General features: G+C 55.6%; 14 protein-coding genes and 4 pseudogenes. 16 read left to right on the forward strand and 2 right to left on the reverse strand.

Translation table 11 applies throughout. The annotated features are described in order from the left end of the window. Positions 1 to 14 precede the first annotated feature (14 nt). A complete protein-coding gene (locus RLO149_RS04480; RefSeq protein WP_148264307.1) occupies positions 15 to 1,796 on the forward strand; it encodes a TRAP transporter permease in 1,782 nt (593 codons plus the stop codon). A gap of 130 nt (positions 1,797 to 1,926) precedes the next feature. Continuing rightward, a pseudogene (locus RLO149_RS23070) lies at positions 1,927 to 2,437 on the forward strand (IS6 family transposase). A 75-nt stretch (positions 2,438 to 2,512) separates the two neighbouring features. On the opposite strand, the gene RLO149_RS04490 reads toward RLO149_RS23070, so the two are convergent. After that, positions 2,513 to 2,935, reverse strand: a complete 423-nt coding sequence (locus tag RLO149_RS04490; protein ID WP_013960883.1) for an RrF2 family transcriptional regulator — start codon at positions 2,933 to 2,935, stop codon at positions 2,513 to 2,515. Between the two features lie 104 nt (positions 2,936 to 3,039). Here RLO149_RS04490 and RLO149_RS04495 point away from each other — a divergent pair, with 104 nt between their 5' ends. From RLO149_RS04495 to RLO149_RS04530, 8 genes are read left to right on the forward strand one after another with little or no spacing between them, the layout of a single operon-like run. Further along, positions 3,040 to 4,251, forward strand: a complete 1,212-nt coding sequence (locus RLO149_RS04495; protein ID WP_013960884.1) for a GTP-binding protein — start codon at positions 3,040 to 3,042, stop codon at positions 4,249 to 4,251. Continuing rightward, on the forward strand, positions 4,248 to 4,508 hold the full coding sequence (locus tag RLO149_RS24080; protein ID WP_044025201.1) for a DUF6525 family protein: 261 nt from the start codon (positions 4,248 to 4,250) through the stop codon (positions 4,506 to 4,508). Before RLO149_RS04495 ends, RLO149_RS24080 begins: the two co-directional genes overlap by 4 nt. A 10-nt stretch (positions 4,509 to 4,518) precedes the next feature. After that, positions 4,519 to 6,042, forward strand: a complete 1,524-nt coding sequence (locus tag RLO149_RS04505) for an ABC transporter substrate-binding protein (protein WP_013960885.1) — start codon at positions 4,519 to 4,521, stop codon at positions 6,040 to 6,042. Continuing rightward, on the forward strand, positions 6,039 to 6,722 hold the full coding sequence (locus RLO149_RS04510; RefSeq protein WP_013960886.1) for an ATP-binding cassette domain-containing protein: 684 nt from the start codon (positions 6,039 to 6,041) through the stop codon (positions 6,720 to 6,722). Before RLO149_RS04505 ends, RLO149_RS04510 begins: the two co-directional genes overlap by 4 nt. After that, a complete protein-coding gene (locus tag RLO149_RS04515) occupies positions 6,716 to 7,435 on the forward strand; it encodes an ABC transporter ATP-binding protein (RefSeq protein ID WP_013960887.1) in 720 nt (239 codons plus the stop codon). The genes RLO149_RS04510 and RLO149_RS04515 overlap by 7 nt, the downstream gene beginning before the upstream one ends. Beyond that, on the forward strand, positions 7,432 to 8,370 hold the full coding sequence (locus RLO149_RS04520; protein ID WP_013960888.1) for an ABC transporter permease: 939 nt from the start codon (positions 7,432 to 7,434) through the stop codon (positions 8,368 to 8,370). The genes RLO149_RS04515 and RLO149_RS04520 overlap by 4 nt, the downstream gene beginning before the upstream one ends. Further along, the gene (locus tag RLO149_RS04525; protein WP_013960889.1) at positions 8,363 to 9,157 is read left to right on the forward strand and encodes an ABC transporter permease; all 795 of its coding nucleotides are present in this window, start codon (positions 8,363 to 8,365) and stop codon (positions 9,155 to 9,157) included. The genes RLO149_RS04520 and RLO149_RS04525 overlap by 8 nt, the downstream gene beginning before the upstream one ends. Then, positions 9,154 to 10,056: a DMT family transporter gene (locus RLO149_RS04530; RefSeq protein WP_013960890.1), complete on the forward strand. Its 903-nt coding sequence runs from the start codon at positions 9,154 to 9,156 to the stop codon at positions 10,054 to 10,056. Before RLO149_RS04525 ends, RLO149_RS04530 begins: the two co-directional genes overlap by 4 nt. A gap of 1,065 nt (positions 10,057 to 11,121) precedes the next feature. Here the strand turns inward: RLO149_RS04530 and RLO149_RS04545 are convergent. Continuing rightward, positions 11,122 to 11,820: pseudogene (locus tag RLO149_RS04545) on the reverse strand (IS1595 family transposase); the annotation flags it as partial. A gap of 156 nt (positions 11,821 to 11,976) precedes the next feature. On the opposite strand from RLO149_RS04545, the gene RLO149_RS04550 reads away from it, so the two are divergent. The 6 genes and pseudogenes from RLO149_RS04550 to RLO149_RS22855 all read left to right on the forward strand — a co-directional run bounded on the left by RLO149_RS04550 (position 11,977) and on the right by RLO149_RS22855 (position 16,482). Beyond that, positions 11,977 to 12,183, forward strand: a complete 207-nt coding sequence (locus tag RLO149_RS04550; protein ID WP_013960894.1) for a DUF6471 domain-containing protein — start codon at positions 11,977 to 11,979, stop codon at positions 12,181 to 12,183. A gap of 569 nt (positions 12,184 to 12,752) precedes the next feature. Beyond that, positions 12,753 to 12,995, forward strand: a pseudogene (locus tag RLO149_RS24470) (transposase); the annotation flags it as partial. 238 nt (positions 12,996 to 13,233) lie between these two features. Next, a complete protein-coding gene (locus RLO149_RS04560) occupies positions 13,234 to 14,088 on the forward strand; it encodes an SDR family NAD(P)-dependent oxidoreductase (protein ID WP_013960897.1) in 855 nt (284 codons plus the stop codon). 68 nt (positions 14,089 to 14,156) lie between these two features. After that, a pseudogene (locus RLO149_RS24400) lies at positions 14,157 to 14,288 on the forward strand (integrase); the annotation flags it as partial. A 169-nt stretch (positions 14,289 to 14,457) separates the two neighbouring features. After that, positions 14,458 to 14,724, forward strand: coding sequence for a hypothetical protein (locus RLO149_RS04565; protein WP_013960898.1), 267 nt, complete (start codon positions 14,458 to 14,460; stop codon positions 14,722 to 14,724). Positions 14,725 to 14,904: 180 nt separating this feature from the next. Further along, a complete protein-coding gene (locus tag RLO149_RS22855; RefSeq protein ID WP_013960899.1) occupies positions 14,905 to 16,482 on the forward strand; it encodes a winged helix-turn-helix domain-containing protein in 1,578 nt (525 codons plus the stop codon). Positions 16,483 to 16,525 lie beyond the last annotated feature (43 nt).

Genomic DNA, 16,525 nt, shown 5'->3' on the forward strand with positions numbered 1-16,525 from the left:
GGCTCTTTGGTTCCATGACATCCTTTTCCCCCAGCGCTGGCCGCGTGTGGATCGTGCTTGGCATGGTCACCGCCGTGTTCCATATCGGGTTGATCTTTTACGGATTGGTGCCCAACCTCATAGCGCGTCCCCTGCACATGGCGCTCATTTTGCCATGGGTGTTTCTATACGCCGCCAAGACACACGCGGGCTGGTGGTCGGGTCTCGTCATCACGCTCATCGGTGTGTCAGCCTGTATCTGGATCGCCCTGAACCACCAGATCCTGCGCAACCAATACGGGTTTTTGGAAAACGGATTTCAGGTCGCGCTGGCGATCGCGCTTTTGGCGATCGCAATGGAGGGCGCGCGGCGTATGATTGGCTGGCCATTGCCGGCGGTGGCGCTGTGCGCGCTGATATACGGTTTGTACGGGCAACATATCCCCGGTGAATTTGGCCATGCCGGTACGCCCTTGCGCAGCTTTCTCGGCACACTTGTTGTTGCCGAAGGCGGTCTTTGGGGCAGCCTCACAGGTGTATCGGTAGGTGTTGTCGCAATCTTTGTCATCTTTGGTGCGGTGCTGAATGCGGGCGAAGCGGGACAGGGATTCATGAATGTGGCCTCTGCCGCTGCAGGGCGCCTGACGGGTGGTGCGGCCAAAGTATCGGTTATTTCGTCGGCACTTTTCGGGTCCATCTCGGGCTCGGCATCCGCCAATGTGGCCTCAACAGGTGCGATTACATTACCTGCGATGACCAAACTGGGCTATCCCAAGCGCCTCGCCGCTGCAGTCGAAGCTGTGGCTTCGTCAGGCGGTCAGATCATGCCGCCTCTTATGGGGGCTGGTGCCTTTGTGATGGTTGAACTGACCGGAGTGCCCTACACGCAGATCATGTTGGCAGCACTCCTGCCTGCGATCCTCTATTTTCTGACCGTATGGATGGGCATCAATGCCTATGCGCAGCGTTTCGACCTGCAGGCAGTGCCAAAGGACCAACGCCCCGGCGCGCGCATGGTGCTGATCACCTCCGGGTTTTTTCTGGTGCCGTTCTCGGTCCTGCTCACAGCTATGTTTATTGCAGGGTTTACGCCGCAATATGCGGCCGTACTGGCAATTTTTACTGGCGCGGCAGCGCTGTTTTTCGACGCATCACCCCGCATGAACATCGCCCAGGGGTTTGACCGTATGGGTCACGCTTTTCTGGCTGTCGGCCAACAGGTGGCCATGATCGCAGCGATTATAATTTGCGCATCGATTATCATCGGCGTGCTCGGTATCACTGGTTTGGGGATCAAAATCACTTCCGTCATCATCTCGGGATCCGGCGGTTCGCTTTGGCCCGCGCTGTTCCTTACCGCGCTGGCATGCCTCTTGCTCGGAATGGAGGTCCCCACCACGGCAGCCTACGTCATTTGCGTGTCCGTTGCGGGACCTGCGTTGATCGAACTGGGGCTTGAGCCGTTGCAGGCACATCTGTTTGTATTCTGGTTCGCATTGTTATCCACAATCACACCCCCTGTCTGTGGCGCGGTATTCATAGCGGCGGGGATGATTGGGGAAAACTGGCTCAGGGTTGCACTGACGGCTATGGCGCTCGGCCTCGGGCTCTACATCATTCCGCTTGCCATGATTGCAAACCCCGATCTGATCCGCGTTTCAACCAACACAACAGGTGCATTGAGCGCATTTTTGATGGTCGGCATCGGACTTACATGTCTTTCATACGCGCTGATCGGGAAACCCCGTTGGTTGTACCGAGCCTTACTGACCGCTTTCGGTTTGGCTGCCTGTTTTGTGGGTATATTGACCACATAAAAAAGTTGGTCGCAGTCTGTTGAAACGGGACTGTTGCATTAACTTAGTTTTGTCAGAGTGAGCGTAGCGAAAGGACCCTATCGTGCCGCGTAAACAGCCGTTCGAGCGACATTGATTTCCGGCTGCAGTTATTCTGCGTGCCGTGCGGATGTTTCTGCGATATCCGTTGTCCTACCAAGACCTCGTTGATCTGCTGGCAGAACGGGGCCTGGACGTAGATCGGTCTACTGTCTACCGCTGGGTTCAAAAGTTTGGCCCTGAATTGGCCAAGCGAGCTGAGAAGCATCATAAACGCAGCAGCCTCGATTGGCATGTTGACGAAACCTACATACGGGCCGGTGGAAAATGGCGGTACCTGTGGCGCGCAATTGATGCGAACGATCAACTGGTGGAGTTTCGCCTCACAGCAAGACGAGACGCCAAAGCCTTTCTAAATAGAGCCATTGAACGGGTGCGTTTGCATCGACCCGTATCTATTTGCACGGACAAGGCACCGACATATCGTAAGGCGATCTGCGCAGGCGACGTTAGCGGGGATCGAGACGAAAAGGACACTCAAGAGAGACCACATTCACAACAAGCAGCCCCGCGTCAAAGGCGAGATTGCATTCATGCATCAACTCTTTCAGGAGGCTGCCTAAAATCAGCGTTCAGTTGTATAATTTTGGCCCACGAACTTTAACGCAACAGTCCCCAACTTTGGATTTCCCTGCGGATCAGCCGTGTTTGACGGGTCCGGTTTCTCGCACTTCGGCTATTGTGGTTGCGGCCAGTCGTTCCACCAAACTGCGCTCAACGTCTTCCAAGACCGACGCCACTTTTCTTTGTAAGATATTCTCTACCGAGCACGAGGAGGCAACCTCTTGTTCACCCGTCGCAACAAGGCTTTCATCCAGCGCCAGATAAACATCGGCCAAGGTGATCTCATGGGGCTCACGTGCAAGACGCCATCCTCCCGCATGTCCTTTTTCAGAGGTTAGCAAACCCGCCTCGCGCAGCTTTCCAAGGACGCGGCGCACAACAACTGGATTTGTCCCGGCATGCTCAGCAATATCCGCTGAGGTCCGCACTCCCGCGGGATCACCTGCCATATGGCCAAGGGTGTGAAGTGCGAGCGACAGACGTGAGTTGCGTTTCATAGGCGGGTGTTCTCCAATATGGAGGTTAATGTAACATTCTCTGTTGCATCAATCTAGTAACTGAGTAAGTTACCTGACTTGTAGAGCAGCGAATGGAGCCGAACATGTCAGATACGCGCCTTCCCGTCACGGTACTTTCAGGTTTTCTGGGCGCGGGAAAGACCACGCTACTCAACCGAGTGCTGAACAATCGGACAGGCCGCAGGGTTGCGGTGATCGTCAACGATATGTCTGAGGTGAATATCGATGCAGACCTTGTGCGGGCTGACACGGAACTAAGTCGGACGGATGAAACGCTGGTCGAAATGTCGAACGGGTGCATTTGTTGCACGCTGCGTGATGATCTATTGGACGAAGTCCGGCGGCTCGCAGCGGAAGGGCGCTTTGATTATTTACTGATAGAGTCCACGGGTATTTCTGAACCGCTTCCTGTCGCCGCAACCTTCGATTTCCGCGATGAGCGCGGCGACAGCCTCGCTGATGTGTCTCGCCTTGATACAATGGTCACGGTGGTGGATGCGGTGAACCTGCTAAATGATTATTCCAGCCATGATTTCCTGAGCGATCGCGGCGAAACCATGGGCGATGAGGACGAACGTACTCTGGTCCACCTGCTTACCGATCAGATCGAATTTGCTGACGTCGTCGTCCTGAATAAAGTCACCGATGCAGGCCCTGAACGCGTGGATGCGGCACGCAAGATTATTCGTAGCCTCAACGCCGACGCGCGGATCATTGAAACGGATCATTCAGATGTCGCCGCTGAAGCGATCCTCGATACCGGTCTTTTTGATTTCGCACAGGCGCATGAGCACCCGATGTGGGCCAAAGAACTCTACGGTTTTGCCGATCACACGCCTGAAACCGAGGAATATGGCGTGGCGTCGTATGTATATCGCGCCCGGCAACCGTTCATTCCAGAAAAGGTACTGGAGGTTCTGAACGGCGATCTTCCCGGTGTTATCCGCGCCAAAGGGCATTTTTGGATTGCGACGCGCCCGGAATGGGTCGCCGAGTTTTCGCTCGCCGGATCCCTGTCGAGCGTCAAGCCACTTGGGACGTGGTGGGCGACAGTTCCAAAGGATAGCTGGCCCGAGGACGAAAGCGCGCGAAACTACATGCAAGCCCACTGGCAGGAGCCTTGGGGCGACCGTCGACAGGAGCTTGTCTTTATTGGGGCGGGAATAGATTGGGCAACGATAAAGGCGCGACTTGATGCTTGTCTTGTGCCGGAGTTGGTCGCCAGCAGCCTCGATGCGTTGCCAGACTATGTTGATCCCTTTCCGCTTTGGCGGCGTGCGGAGGAGGCGGCATGAACCGCAATCTTGGTCAAACGTCACTGCGCAGGCGGCGCCGGTCTGTTGATCCCATGCACACCTACGACGCATTACCTACACCGCTGCGACATTGGCTTTCCCAAGCGGCATTGCCGTGGTCGCCCACTTCGGCGCGCAAAATCTGGCAGCGTGCGCAGGCGAAAGGGCTCACCACTGATCACGTGCTTGCTTTGCTACACCGCTCTGAGGCCCAAACGCTCGCCCGCGATAAGCGCGCGACCCTCCCAACAGAATAAGGAATTCTCTATGTCTCTCATGACACGGCTCGCCGCTGTTGCCATTTGTTCACTTTCAACCGCCCTGCCTTCCGTTGCGCAGGAAGGGACCTTCAATATTGCCGTCGGCTTCATTTCCAGTGATCCTGTCCCGGACCCCCGGGCTGGCTACAATGGCTGGATGTCGAACCAAACTGGCGTGACCGAAACCCTGATGGGGATCGATTATGAATTGGACCTCTATCCCCGCTTGGCAGCGGGGATCGCGCAATCCTCGCCAACGACCTGGCGTGTCACATTGCGCGAAGGGCTGACCTTTCATGACGGCACCCCCGTGACTGCGCGATCCGTGGTGGATGCGATCACACCGATCTCTGTCGAGAGTCACACGGGCTACAACGCGCGTATCGCGAACCTGCTTGACCTTGCGTCCATGTCGACGGACGGCGATAAGGTTGTCGTGTTCGAGACAAACAGCCCCAATGCGGCCTTCCCATGGACATTGTCAGAGCCAGGCATTGCCATTCTTGGGGCTGCATCAGAGGATTACCCAATTAACGGCACCGGCCCTTATGTTTTCCAGGAAGCAATCCCTGATCAGCTTTACCGCGTCGCGGCAAATAGCGACTACCGCCTTGGTGTACCGGGTTTTGAAGAAGTGCGCGTCGTCGGCATCCCCGATCCCGGCGCATCCGCTTTGGCATTTGAGGCAGGCGAAGTTGATATGGTGATCAACTATCCCGAAACGGATTTCGCGCGCATTCAGGAAACCGGCGCACTGGGCTTTGCGGCGCCAACCGCGCGGCTTTATTTCTACACAGTGAACGCGGCCAGCGGCCCTATGGCCAACCCGCTGATCCGGCGCGCGGTGTCTGCCGCGATTGACCGTGACGGCATCGTTCAAGCCGCCCTTTCTGGCGTCGGTGGCGTCCCGGCGGGTACGGTGTATCCGGCAGGTATGGGATGGGCGGCAGACATTGATCCGGTTTATGACCCGGCCTTGGCCGAGGACCTGCTGGACGAAGCAGGCGCTGTCAAAGAGGGCGGTACATGGATGCTCGATGGTGCGCCGCTGGAAATCGACATCGTGACGTATTCCTCCCGGGCTGCATTGCCGCCAACGGCGGAGCTGACCCAAGCCTTTCTGCAAGCCATCGGCGTCAAAGCCACGATCAGCGTTGGCGAATACGGGGCCAGTTCCGATGCAATTGCGGCAGGCAATGCGGACATGTTTCTGCAGGCTTGGGTAACGACACCACAAGGTGACCCCGGCGCGGTCCTTGAGGAGTTGCTGAAATCCACCGGTGGGTCAAACGCCGGAGGGTACGAGAACGCAGAACTGGACCAGTTGCTGGCCGACGGCCGCACGACCTTTGATCAAGAGGGGCGGGAAGCGATATACGACCGCGTTCAAGAGATCATCGCATCTGATGCGGCTATGATCCCAGTCTTTCACGTCAGCCAAACCAATGTCGCACGCGCGGGCTTGACCGGCTATGCGGTTCACCCGACAGAGACCTATTGGATCACGCATGAGACGAAAATGACCGAATGACCATCACGGCAACTGGCCTGAGCGTTATCCGCTCGGGTCGCACCATTCTTCATCCTACTGATATCGTCATCAGGCCCGGCGAACGCGTCGGGCTTGTTGGTGCGTCGGGATCAGGAAAATCGACGCTGGGCCATGTGTTGATAGATAATTTGCGCGCCGAAGGTGTCAGCGTCGCGCATGTCCCGCAAAGCCCCGACGAGGCGCTTGATCCCCTGCGGTCAATGGCCTTTCACTGGCGCGAAGCGGAACGCGCGCTGGAACTTTCCGCTGACCCAATCCGCCAACAGATGCTGTTCAATGCATTGCATATTGAAGGTGGTGATCTGCGCAAGCGCCCATGGGGGTGGAGCCGGGGCATGCAACAACGCTTTGTTATCGCAATGGCCTTGATCGGCACGCCAGATTTGCTCGTGATGGACGAACCAACGTCGGCGCTTGATCCGGTTGTGGCGGCGGGCACGATGGATTTGTTGGATGCGTATCTGAAGGATCGTCAAACGGCGCTTTTGCTGATCACCCACGACCTTGGCCTCGCGGCCCGCAGGGTACACCGTTTGATGGTCATGGACGACGGAAAAATTGTCGAAGACGCACCAACCGAACGGTTTCTCATGGCTCCAAAGACACAAGCCGCCAAGGCGCTTTGCGCACATCGCAACTGGCTGGAACTGCCATGCTAAAGGTCGATCAGGTCTCTGTCAGTCGCAGGTCAGTTGTGACGCTAAAAGACGTGTCGTTGTCGCTCGCTCCAAACAAAACGCTCGCGGTCGTCGGCGAAAGTGGCGCAGGAAAATCGACGTTGATCAATGCTATTCTAGGGCTTGTTCCATGCGCGACCGGACACGTTACATGGGACGCGAAACCAGTGCGCAATTGCCGACCCGCGCTTGTCATGCAAGAACCGCGCAGCGCGTTTAATCCCCGCATGTCCTTACGTCGCTCCGTGAAAGAGCCGCTGCGGGGGCGGGTGCTGGATGATGACCGGCTGGCGCGTCTTTGTTCCGGTCTGGAGATTGCGCCTGACCTGCTGGATCGTCGGCCAGCCGAGGTCTCAATCGGACAAGCGCAACGGGTTGGTATCTTGCGCGCGCTGATCGCAGCACCGCCGTTGGTCCTGTTTGATGAACCGCTTTCCGCATTGGATGCGGTCACACAAAAGCACACCGCACGGCTGATCGCGCAAATGCAGCGCGAAGAAGGATTTGCCGCCCTTATCGTGACGCATGATCTTGGCTATGCGGCGGCCTACGCCAACGAGATTGCGGTTCTGCGAGCCGGTCGGATCGAAGAACTCACGCCCGCGCGGGCCTTCTTGGACGAACCACAAACTGCCTATGGCCGAACCTTGCGCGACGCCGCTTTTTCCCTTGGCGCATTGGAACGCGTTGCATGATCCAGATTGTCGTGAACCTTCTTCTGCGCGCTGTTGTGGTCCTAACTGGCACGGCGTTGGCAACCTTTGCATTGCTGTGGCATGCGCCGGGCGATCCTGCGCTGGCGATCGCGATGGCACGGCATAACGCAGTCGCCCCAACCGAAGTGATTGATTTGGTCCGCTCAGAGGCCGGTTTAGACGCTGGATTTTCTGCGGCCTTCCAAGCATGGATAGCGCCGCTGCTGGTCGGCGATTTTGGCCAATCCTCAGTGACCGGGCGCGATGTCTGGCCGGAATTGGTGACGGCGATTTCCTATACTGTACCGCTCGCATTGGCGGCGCTGTTCGTTGGTTTGGTGGTCTCTGTCCCACTTGCGCTGATTGCCACGCGCAACCCCGGAGGCTGGCTGGATCGCGGCGCTGTGGCGGTGGCATCCATTGGCGTGGCGATCCCGGCCTTTTGGTTGGGCCTTCTGCTGATCTTGCTTTTTGCGGTGCAATTGGGCTGGCTCCCCGCGATGGGCGCGCGCACCTCTGCACATATGATCCTTCCCGCACTGACGCTGGGCTTGGGCGTCGCGGCATCGCTCACGCGCATCCTGCGATCGGGCATTCTCGAAGCACGCGACCAGGCGTTCCTGCCTGCCTTGCGGCGGCGGGGCGTGATCCATCGTGACATTGAGCGCGATCATGTGGCACCCCACGCAGCGATCCCCTTTGTAACTGTCTTGGGCTTAGAGCTGGCGTTCCTGCTGGAGGGGCTTGTTGTGGTTGAGGTCATCTTTGCCCGCCCCGGCCTTGCCAGTTTCCTCGTGTCCGCAATTGGTGCCCGTGACTTTCCAAAGGTGCAAGCGGCGGTGCTGGTCACGGCCGTGGTCTTCGTGGTCGTCAACCTGTTGATCGATCTACTTTATCGCACCCTCGATCCCCGGATCGGAGAGCATGATGCGTAGCGTCGTCTTGCTTGTTCTGATCCTTGTTGGGCTCGGGGTATTCGGCCCAATGCTTGCCCCGCATGACCCAACGCAGATCGACATTCCGAACCGTCTAAGCCCGCCAAATCCGCAAGCCTGGTTGGGAACAGATGCCATGGGCCGCGATATTCTGTCACGGTTGCTGCATGGGGCGCGATGGTCGCTGGGACTGGCCTTTTTGATCTCGGTGATCGGGTTGGTGATCGGCACATTAATAGGGCTGCTCGCAGCCCTTGGCGGTAAGGTGGTTGATTGGATCGTGATGCGCACAACAGACACGTTTCTTGCCTTCCCAGAACTTGTCGCATCAGTCGTGATTGCAGGAGTGTTGGGCGCGAGCACAGGCAGCCTGATCTTCGCGCTGACCGTCACAAGCTGGATGCGCTATGCGCGCGTTGCGCGCGCCATTGGGTTGTCGTTAAAGACACGCGGCTATGTGGTTCAGGCCCGTCTTGCAGGCGTTTCCAGTTTGGGCATCGCGCGGTGGCACTATCTGCCGTCGTTATTGCCCTCCCTGACGGTGGTCTGGACGGGCATGTTTGCACGGGCCATTCTTGGCATATCTACGCTTGGGTTTCTGGGCTTTGGGGTGCAACCGCCGATGCCCGAATGGGGGACGATGCTGCTGGACGCGCGTATCCATATGCGCTCAACGCCCCTTCAAATGATCTGGCCAGGCCTCGCAGTTGTCGTCTGTGTCCTTGCCATTAATTTGGCAGGCGATACGTTGCGCGACGCACTGGCAGAGCAGGACCATAAGGCATGACCGACACAGACCGCCCACGGCTCGGGATCGGGTTGCGCATCCTGTCCGGCGTCCTCTTCGCAGGCATGGTGATTTGCGTCAAAGCCGTCAGTGAGGACGTGCCACTTGGCGAAATCGTCTTTTTCAGATCCGCCTTTGCGCTGATACCATTGATCGTATTCCTCTGGCTGAGGAGCGAGTTCCCACAAGGGTTGGCAACCAGACGTCCCATTGGTCATCTGGTCCGCGCAGGCTTTGGAGCGCTCGCTTTGTTTGCATCATTCGCCGCCATCGTGCGATTAGGCGTTGCCGAAGTAACATTGATTGCGCAACTGTCGCCAATTCTGATGGCTATCGCCGCAGTGGTACTGCTGGGCGAGCGTTTGACAGTATGGCGGATCAGCGGGCTTGCCTTTGGCTTTGCCGGGGTCATCGTCATGGTCTGGCCAGAGCTGGGCCATAGTGGTGCATCCGGCGCACGCCTCATCGGCTTTGGTTTCGCCATTCTATCTGCGGCCCTTGCCGCAATTGCGTTGATTATGGTGCGCAGCCTCAACCGCACTGAAAGCCCGGGGGCAATCGCGCTTTATTTTGTGCTGGCGTCAATGATCGGCGCTCTCCTTACTGTGCCATCAGGGTGGATCATGCCGAGCAGCTGGACAGTTTTCTTGCTGATCGGCTCCGGTCTGTTTGGCGGTTTTGCACATATCGCAATGACACTTGCATTCCGTTATGCCGAAGCGACACGGCTTGCCCCATTTGAGTACATCGCGATCATATGGCCAATTTTGGCTGACCTTTTGATCTTCAGATTGTCACTTTCAACGAGCTTTCTGTTCGCACTCCCCTTGGTCTTGCTAGGGGCCGCGATTGCGGCTGCTGAAAAGAACAAGTCTCTGGCACCGAAAACAGGGCAATGAGGAGCTCGCTACAGTGTCCAGTGACGTCAAACAAAACAAAAGCAACCATTGGAATTTGTACGCCGAACAGGCGCATTGCCCGCATGACAAAACTTCCGGCAGCCTTCCAGAATGGCCGCTTTCTGGTTGTAGCAGACTTTCATGCCGACAACAGCGGATCGACAAATATCAATGACTGCTTGTCATCAAGATGGGACGTTCGAAAAAGGGGCGATGACTGCGTCGCGGGACGAAAGCCGTCGTTCAGCGAGAATGCAGCAAATGCCTCTTCCAGCATCACTTCCGGCCTTATGTATCAAACGCACCAACAATCTAGCCGAATCCTCCGCCCATGTGAATCACAATAGGGCATGGAACAATCAATCGTTATTCACGGACTAATCAAGAAGCGCGCAGATATAGCAGGCCAGCACAAGGTTGCTATGAAGGCCGCGCATTGGTGCTATGCGGCTATACAGACGACCCCAAGGGCATTGCGGCGCGCGGGAAGTACAAGCAGCTATTCGAACGCAGTGAGTTGAAACTGACAATCAACAACATGCTACGGGAAGGGCCTGCAGATGATGAAACGATAGCGGCGCAAATCATGGATGCTAAAGGGTGGGATGAGGATATTTACCCCGATGTGCTAAAGCGGGTTCGTGACGCCTTACAGAGGGCGCAGAAAGATGGGCATGTAGTGCAAGATTTCGGGTTAAGCGGCTGTATGTGGAAGATAAAGTGAACCTAAGCAAGAAAATCCGATTAGGCGCAGTAATGCGGGCAGCAAGGATATTCCGCGTTCCAATCTGCCCGCACCAATCGTTCATAAGTACCGAAGAGCCCCGCGAGAACGTTGGCTTCCTTAGTGAACAGCGCGGCCAAAGTGGAAGGATGTTCGATTTTGCCTCTGGTCGCGAACGTTCCGCTAGAGGCGTTAACGACTAGGACCGCATCCTTAGGGACGTTTAGCAGTGACCCAAGGTAGATTGAGGTTGCCATGTCTTCATGGGAATTTGAGGACTTAAAGATGAACATGGAAGTCATCTCTTCTCATTTATTGCCGCCACTTGCCTCTTTGCGTATTGCATCAACAACACTTGAGTATCGGTCGTTGTAAATCCCGGAGAGGTTCACGCGGTCAACGTGGTAGTCCATGTGCAACTCATCCCAGTGTGACGCTTCGTCTGCGGACATGGTAGACATGCGCGACACGTTTTGATTGGCAAGCGCCACACCTTCCGCCTCAGCCTGACCCACGAAAGGCAATCTGTGGCCCTCACGCTCACGCATGGCAATGACAACGCGGCGCTTGCCGGTCTGGTGGCGCTTCAAGCGACGGTCCTTACGGTCGGCCTTGGCATTTTCGGGGCGGATATGACCACCAAAATATGCGCCATCAATCTCCACATGGCCTTCCAGAACCTGGCCCGTGTGGACTTCTAGCGCCATCACTTCACGCAGCTTGTGGGCCAGCACGAAAGCCTTTTGGTATTGGCAATCCAGATCACGCGACAACTGCACCATAGATACGTCCTTGGACGCATTCACGATAATGCAGATCGCAGCCAGCAGGTCTACAAAGTCCATTTTGCGCGATGCGAAGATGGTGCCGGATGTAACGCTGAACTGGAGGTGACACGCCTTGCACTTGAACTTGCGGCGCGTGGTGATCTTGTACGCTTCGTCAAAACCGCAGCACGGGCAAACCGCTTCGCCTTCTATCTCAGGTCAGCGCATTTCACAGAACACTTTGTAGGCCGCTTCTTCGCCAGTCTTGTAGATGCTGCGAAACCTAAGTGTGCGTGATGCCGCTGATAGGAGAAAGTGCTGTGCCTTTTTGTGTCTTAACCATTACCTAAGTAATGAATACAGTATGTGGAGGTATCGAATAAATAACTTATGTAATGTTTGTGATACTTTTACTTACATAGGTGACACATGCCAGATCAAAACGAATGGGAAACCAAAGCAGCAAATATGTTGAAGGCGGAATTGAAGCGGCAGGGGGTGACGTATGCTCAGCTCGCCGATTTAATTGACGAAAAAGAGGTGAATATTCGCAACAAGCTGTCACGAGGAACGTTTAGCGCAGCGTTCTTGTTGCAGTCGCTTGCAGCAATTGGTCTTTCAGAGTTGCGCCTCTAGCTTTCGTCATCAATATCAATAACTTGGTGCAAGTGAATTACTGAATAGGCGACTGGACGCGGCCCAGAGAAGACTAGATTCAGATCAACTACAAACCCGCGCTTAAACACGTTTTCATCTGCGTTCTGGATCTCGTCTTTTATCTGTGCCTCGGTCAAATCTAACCCGTAAACCAGCGCCTAGGACTTGTTCGATATTTCCGCGACAACGACGCGCTCGCCAGACCGTTTAACCACGCTTCGTTTTGCATCTAGCTGGCTCGCACAGGACCTCGGAGTTATCAAACCCCGCCCAGAAGTACCTGAGGTAGGTCTTCCTGAAATGGGCATTGTCGATCTCGCAAAGAGGGTCTGACAACTGATCGACCAGCACCTGTCCGATACGAATTTCGGTATAAAAAAGGTGGCAAATATGATCAGCATCCCGAAATAGCCAGAGCTGAGGGCGCAGAACTTCAAAGCTCAGAAACCAATGACGTATTTTCCTGAGCACTGAACCACACGATGAAGCCAGCTGCACCGGACGTCCGCTATCTGCCCTCGGTGCTAGGGTGCATACCCTGACGTTAAATGTCTGTTTTAATTATATTTTTATCAATAACGAACGAGGTGACTCTGAAGAAGCAATCCAGGTTCAGGAAAGCCCAAACCATGGGTACTTTGAACTAAGCCGAGAGCGGTGTACCTGTTGCTGATCTGTGCCGTGAACATGGGATGAGTACGGCCAGTTTTTATAAGTGGCGGGCGAAGTATGGCAGAATGGATGCGTCCCTGGTTTCACGGATGCAAGCGCTCGACGAAGAGAGAAATCGCGCCAATTACAGCATCAGCAACATTGGGCTCAAGGCAGGTGCTTAACGCCCGGTCACTCTATGACCTCTTCCGACAGTCAAACCTCCGGTCTCAGGATCATCTGGTTTGAAAGAAATAAGCTTCTGCAATTTGAGAACGACCGCTTTCAGGAAGGCGTTGGAGAATGGCCCGCTGCGCCGCTCCGAACTTGCGCCGCTTGCGTCACCGGTTAAGATGACGGACCAATGGAGGATACACTATGACCCATCCCGCACTTTCTGCAGAGTCGGTTGCCGTGATAACCGGTGGAGCCTCGGGGATCGGATTGGCTGCGGCGACGAAGTTTGCAGGCATGGGAATGCGGCTGGTGATTGTTGACCTCGCTGAGGACAAGCTGGACACCCTTGCAGGACACCTTCGGGATGCAGGTGCTGCGGACGTTATGGTGGCTTCGGTAGATGTCTCTGACAGGGAGCAGATCGTTGCTTTGGAATCGGAAGTAACCGGCCGCTTCGGTGGTGCGGATATCCTGATGAACAATGCAGGGATTGGCGCAGGCTCTTCTTGCCTTGGTCCACTTGACGCATGGCAATCAATACTCGCGGTCAACCTCTGGGGCGCTATTAACGGGACTCAGGTCTTCGCGCCCGGAATGGTGAGCCGGGGCCGTCCAGGTGCGATTATTAACACGGGCTCCAAGCAGGGTATCACGACACCGCCCGGAAACCCCGCTTACAATGTATCTAAATCCGCACTCAAAGCCTTCACCGAGGCGCTGGCACATGAACTTCGCAATACAGAAGGATGCCAGCTTTCGGCGCATCTCCTGATCCCGGGCTTTGTCTTTACCGGCATCACAGGACTTTCCGAGAAACCGCCCGCCGCATGGACTGCAGAGCAGACTGCGGATTTCTTCGTCAAGAGCATGGATCGTGGGGATTTTTATATCCTTTGTCCCGACAACGATGTGCCGCGCGAGCTTGACGAAAAACGCATGGCTTGGGCCATGGGCGACATCATAGAAAACCGTCCGGCGCTTAGTCGGTGGCATCCTGATTATTCTGATGCCTTCGCTGCGTTTGTCGACAAAAACGACGAGGCTCTGGACCCGTAAACGGGCAAGCGCTTCAGCGGCAGCTTTTACGGGCATCGGACGTTTGTGATAAACGAGGCTACCATTAGCCCGGTCGTTTCCACGACAGGTTGCACATCTCCACCCGGCAGTATGTGCGCCCTGTTCGGGACTGGATTACGTCGATTGGCTTGGAAGCAAACGTATAGGGCTCGCATTCGATGCGGCGGACAAAGGTCACTTAGATATACAAAAAGACGGGCAACCTGCGCGTGGTGTAACTGCTTGTGACCCTTTAAGGGATGCAAATGAACGCTCAAATAATTCTGCAACATTCGTCGGTGAAAACCGCGTTAGAGCAGTGGGGCCCGATGTCTTGGACGCACCGCCAACGTCTTGAGGGGAGCGGCTATGGCAGAACTTGGGTGGTTCGAGATACAGAACGATTTAGTCGGCTATCTGGCAGCTTCTTTGGTCGTTGCGACTTTCATGATGCGGTCGATACTCTGGCTCCGGGTTTTCGCACTGGCCAGCAATGTCGCGTTTCTCGTGTACGCCCAGATGGCTGGCCTTGGACCGATTTTCATTCTGCATGCAATACTGTTGCCAATAAACCTGTTTCGTATCTGGGAGATTTTCGTCAGCACGCGTAAAAGCGGGCAGCGTCCTTTGAACTAGCCCGTTCCACAATACGCAGTCACCTGACTGATCGGCTGGTTTATCGAACGTCTCTGTTACGCGGCAGGATGACTTGGGGTAAAAGTTTAAATCCCGGAAACGGACAAGATCCTCGACAAAGAGAAATTCGCCTTTACGATAAAGAAACCAACAGATTATCCATCATTAACGTAGGTATCTTTGTCGCAACAATTGATTTTCGAGCCGGACTTTTCGGCAGTGCGGTTTGAGGACGGCACCGAGGTCAAATTCACCCGGATGGAAAAGCGTGCACTGGCGGTTTTTTCTACCTCCGCTGGCCGTGTGCTATCCCGCGATTACCTTCTGGATGCAATCAGCGAACATGGGTCGGAGAAGAGTGACCGAAACGTTGATTTTCTGATCAACCGAATACGGGCCAAGCTCCGCGACAGCGCCAAAAACCCGAAGTTCATTGAGACACGATATGGTGAAGGTTACGTCTGGCTCTTTACCGGAACGTCGGCATCAAATGATGCCGAGGCCGCATTCATCGTCATAGCGCCGCTTAAGGGCCTCGCCACCCTTGGTGAATTCGAGGAAAACGGTCTGGCTTTGGTCCCCTTCCTGCAGGCAGATTTTCGCAGTCAGATCCCACCAGATGAAACCGTCATGATCGCGCAAGACGTTGAAGGGGTTTCTGCAAGCGTCGCCCGCGGGCAGAAGATCGACGTTCAGATCAGCTTTTTCCAATACGGTTCAGGTGTTGAATGTGTCGTATCCGCGCGCCGATTGCCCGGCGGCCACATCTTTGTGGTGCGCCGCTTTCCCATTGAGGCCGGACCGGAGGGGTATCAGAACCTATCGGTTCAATCGCGCACGCTCACGCGTTTGATTATGGCGAATTACTGGCAGGACATCGCCCAGAAAGGCATTGGTGAAGCACCCCTGCCCATCGCAATGCACCATGCGGCTGAACTGCCCAAAGACAGTAATTCGTGGGAGATTGCGAACCGCAGGCTGACAGATCTCAGAACAGAGCAACCCGACGACCCCGCACTCAAGATGATGTGGGCCACACATCTGCACACGAAATATGTGCTGAACGGATACGACCTTTTTACCAATGGCGAAGACACATGCGCCGCAGACGAGGCCGAGATTGAACAATGTGTGCTGGACGCTCTGGACTATGCACAAACGAGGCCGGAACTGGCGGTGATGGCCGCAAAGCTGTTGTATTTCGTCGATCAGGGTTACCGGGATCTGGCGTTGGAACTGGCAGCCCGAGCGCACAAATCAAACACCGCAATCGCCTCGTCCCTCGCCATCGTTGGACAGCTACACTCCTTCACCGGCGACATGGAAATGGCCGAGAATTATTTATTGCAGGCCGAGCAACTGAGTACACCAAAATCTGATTTTCAGATTTATGCACTTACCCTGCTGTGTCAGGCCTACAAGGCATCCGGCAACCACACCCGGCTCGCCGCGACGATGAAGCGAATGCACAAAGCGCGGCCTGCCACAATGCTCATTTTCGAACCGCTCTTTAGCGACCCCATCTCCCCCTCGTTGCGTGCCAAGGCCATAACACTGCTCATGTCACGCAAACGCGCAACGGGTTTACTCAAGTTCGTCACATACCTGAGCGCGCGCCTTTTTGAGAACCCCGAGCATCGACAGAACTCTTTATTGACACCGGTCAATCTGCTTGTCCGACGCTTCGGGCCGGAGGTCGTGCCGCAAGAGACCGCTCTTCATCTGCCCCAGCTGCAGCGATCCAACAGCAAAAAGTAGGAAAGCAAACAATTCTACAACAATGCGCTTCGATCCTGCGTGT

It is taken from the genome of Roseobacter litoralis Och 149, assembly GCF_000154785.2.
Lineage (GTDB): Bacteria > Pseudomonadota > Alphaproteobacteria > Rhodobacterales > Rhodobacteraceae > Roseobacter > Roseobacter litoralis.

Coding starts and splice junctions, on each gene's coding strand:
- RLO149_RS04480 (WP_148264307.1), top strand. CDS start 15: ATGACATCCTTTTCCCCCAGCGCTGGCCGCGTGTGGATCGTGCTTGGC.
- RLO149_RS04490 (WP_013960883.1), bottom strand. CDS start 2,935: ATGAAACGCAACTCACGTCTGTCGCTCGCACTTCACACCCTTGGCCAT.
- RLO149_RS04495 (WP_013960884.1), top strand. CDS start 3,040: ATGTCAGATACGCGCCTTCCCGTCACGGTACTTTCAGGTTTTCTGGGC.
- RLO149_RS24080 (WP_044025201.1), top strand. CDS start 4,248: ATGAACCGCAATCTTGGTCAAACGTCACTGCGCAGGCGGCGCCGGTCT.
- RLO149_RS04505 (WP_013960885.1), top strand. CDS start 4,519: ATGTCTCTCATGACACGGCTCGCCGCTGTTGCCATTTGTTCACTTTCA.
- RLO149_RS04510 (WP_013960886.1), top strand. CDS start 6,039: ATGACCATCACGGCAACTGGCCTGAGCGTTATCCGCTCGGGTCGCACC.
- RLO149_RS04515 (WP_013960887.1), top strand. CDS start 6,716: ATGCTAAAGGTCGATCAGGTCTCTGTCAGTCGCAGGTCAGTTGTGACG.
- RLO149_RS04520 (WP_013960888.1), top strand. CDS start 7,432: ATGATCCAGATTGTCGTGAACCTTCTTCTGCGCGCTGTTGTGGTCCTA.
- RLO149_RS04525 (WP_013960889.1), top strand. CDS start 8,363: ATGCGTAGCGTCGTCTTGCTTGTTCTGATCCTTGTTGGGCTCGGGGTA.
- RLO149_RS04530 (WP_013960890.1), top strand. CDS start 9,154: ATGACCGACACAGACCGCCCACGGCTCGGGATCGGGTTGCGCATCCTG.
- RLO149_RS04550 (WP_013960894.1), top strand. CDS start 11,977: ATGCCAGATCAAAACGAATGGGAAACCAAAGCAGCAAATATGTTGAAG.
- RLO149_RS04560 (WP_013960897.1), top strand. CDS start 13,234: ATGACCCATCCCGCACTTTCTGCAGAGTCGGTTGCCGTGATAACCGGT.
- RLO149_RS04565 (WP_013960898.1), top strand. CDS start 14,458: ATGGCAGAACTTGGGTGGTTCGAGATACAGAACGATTTAGTCGGCTAT.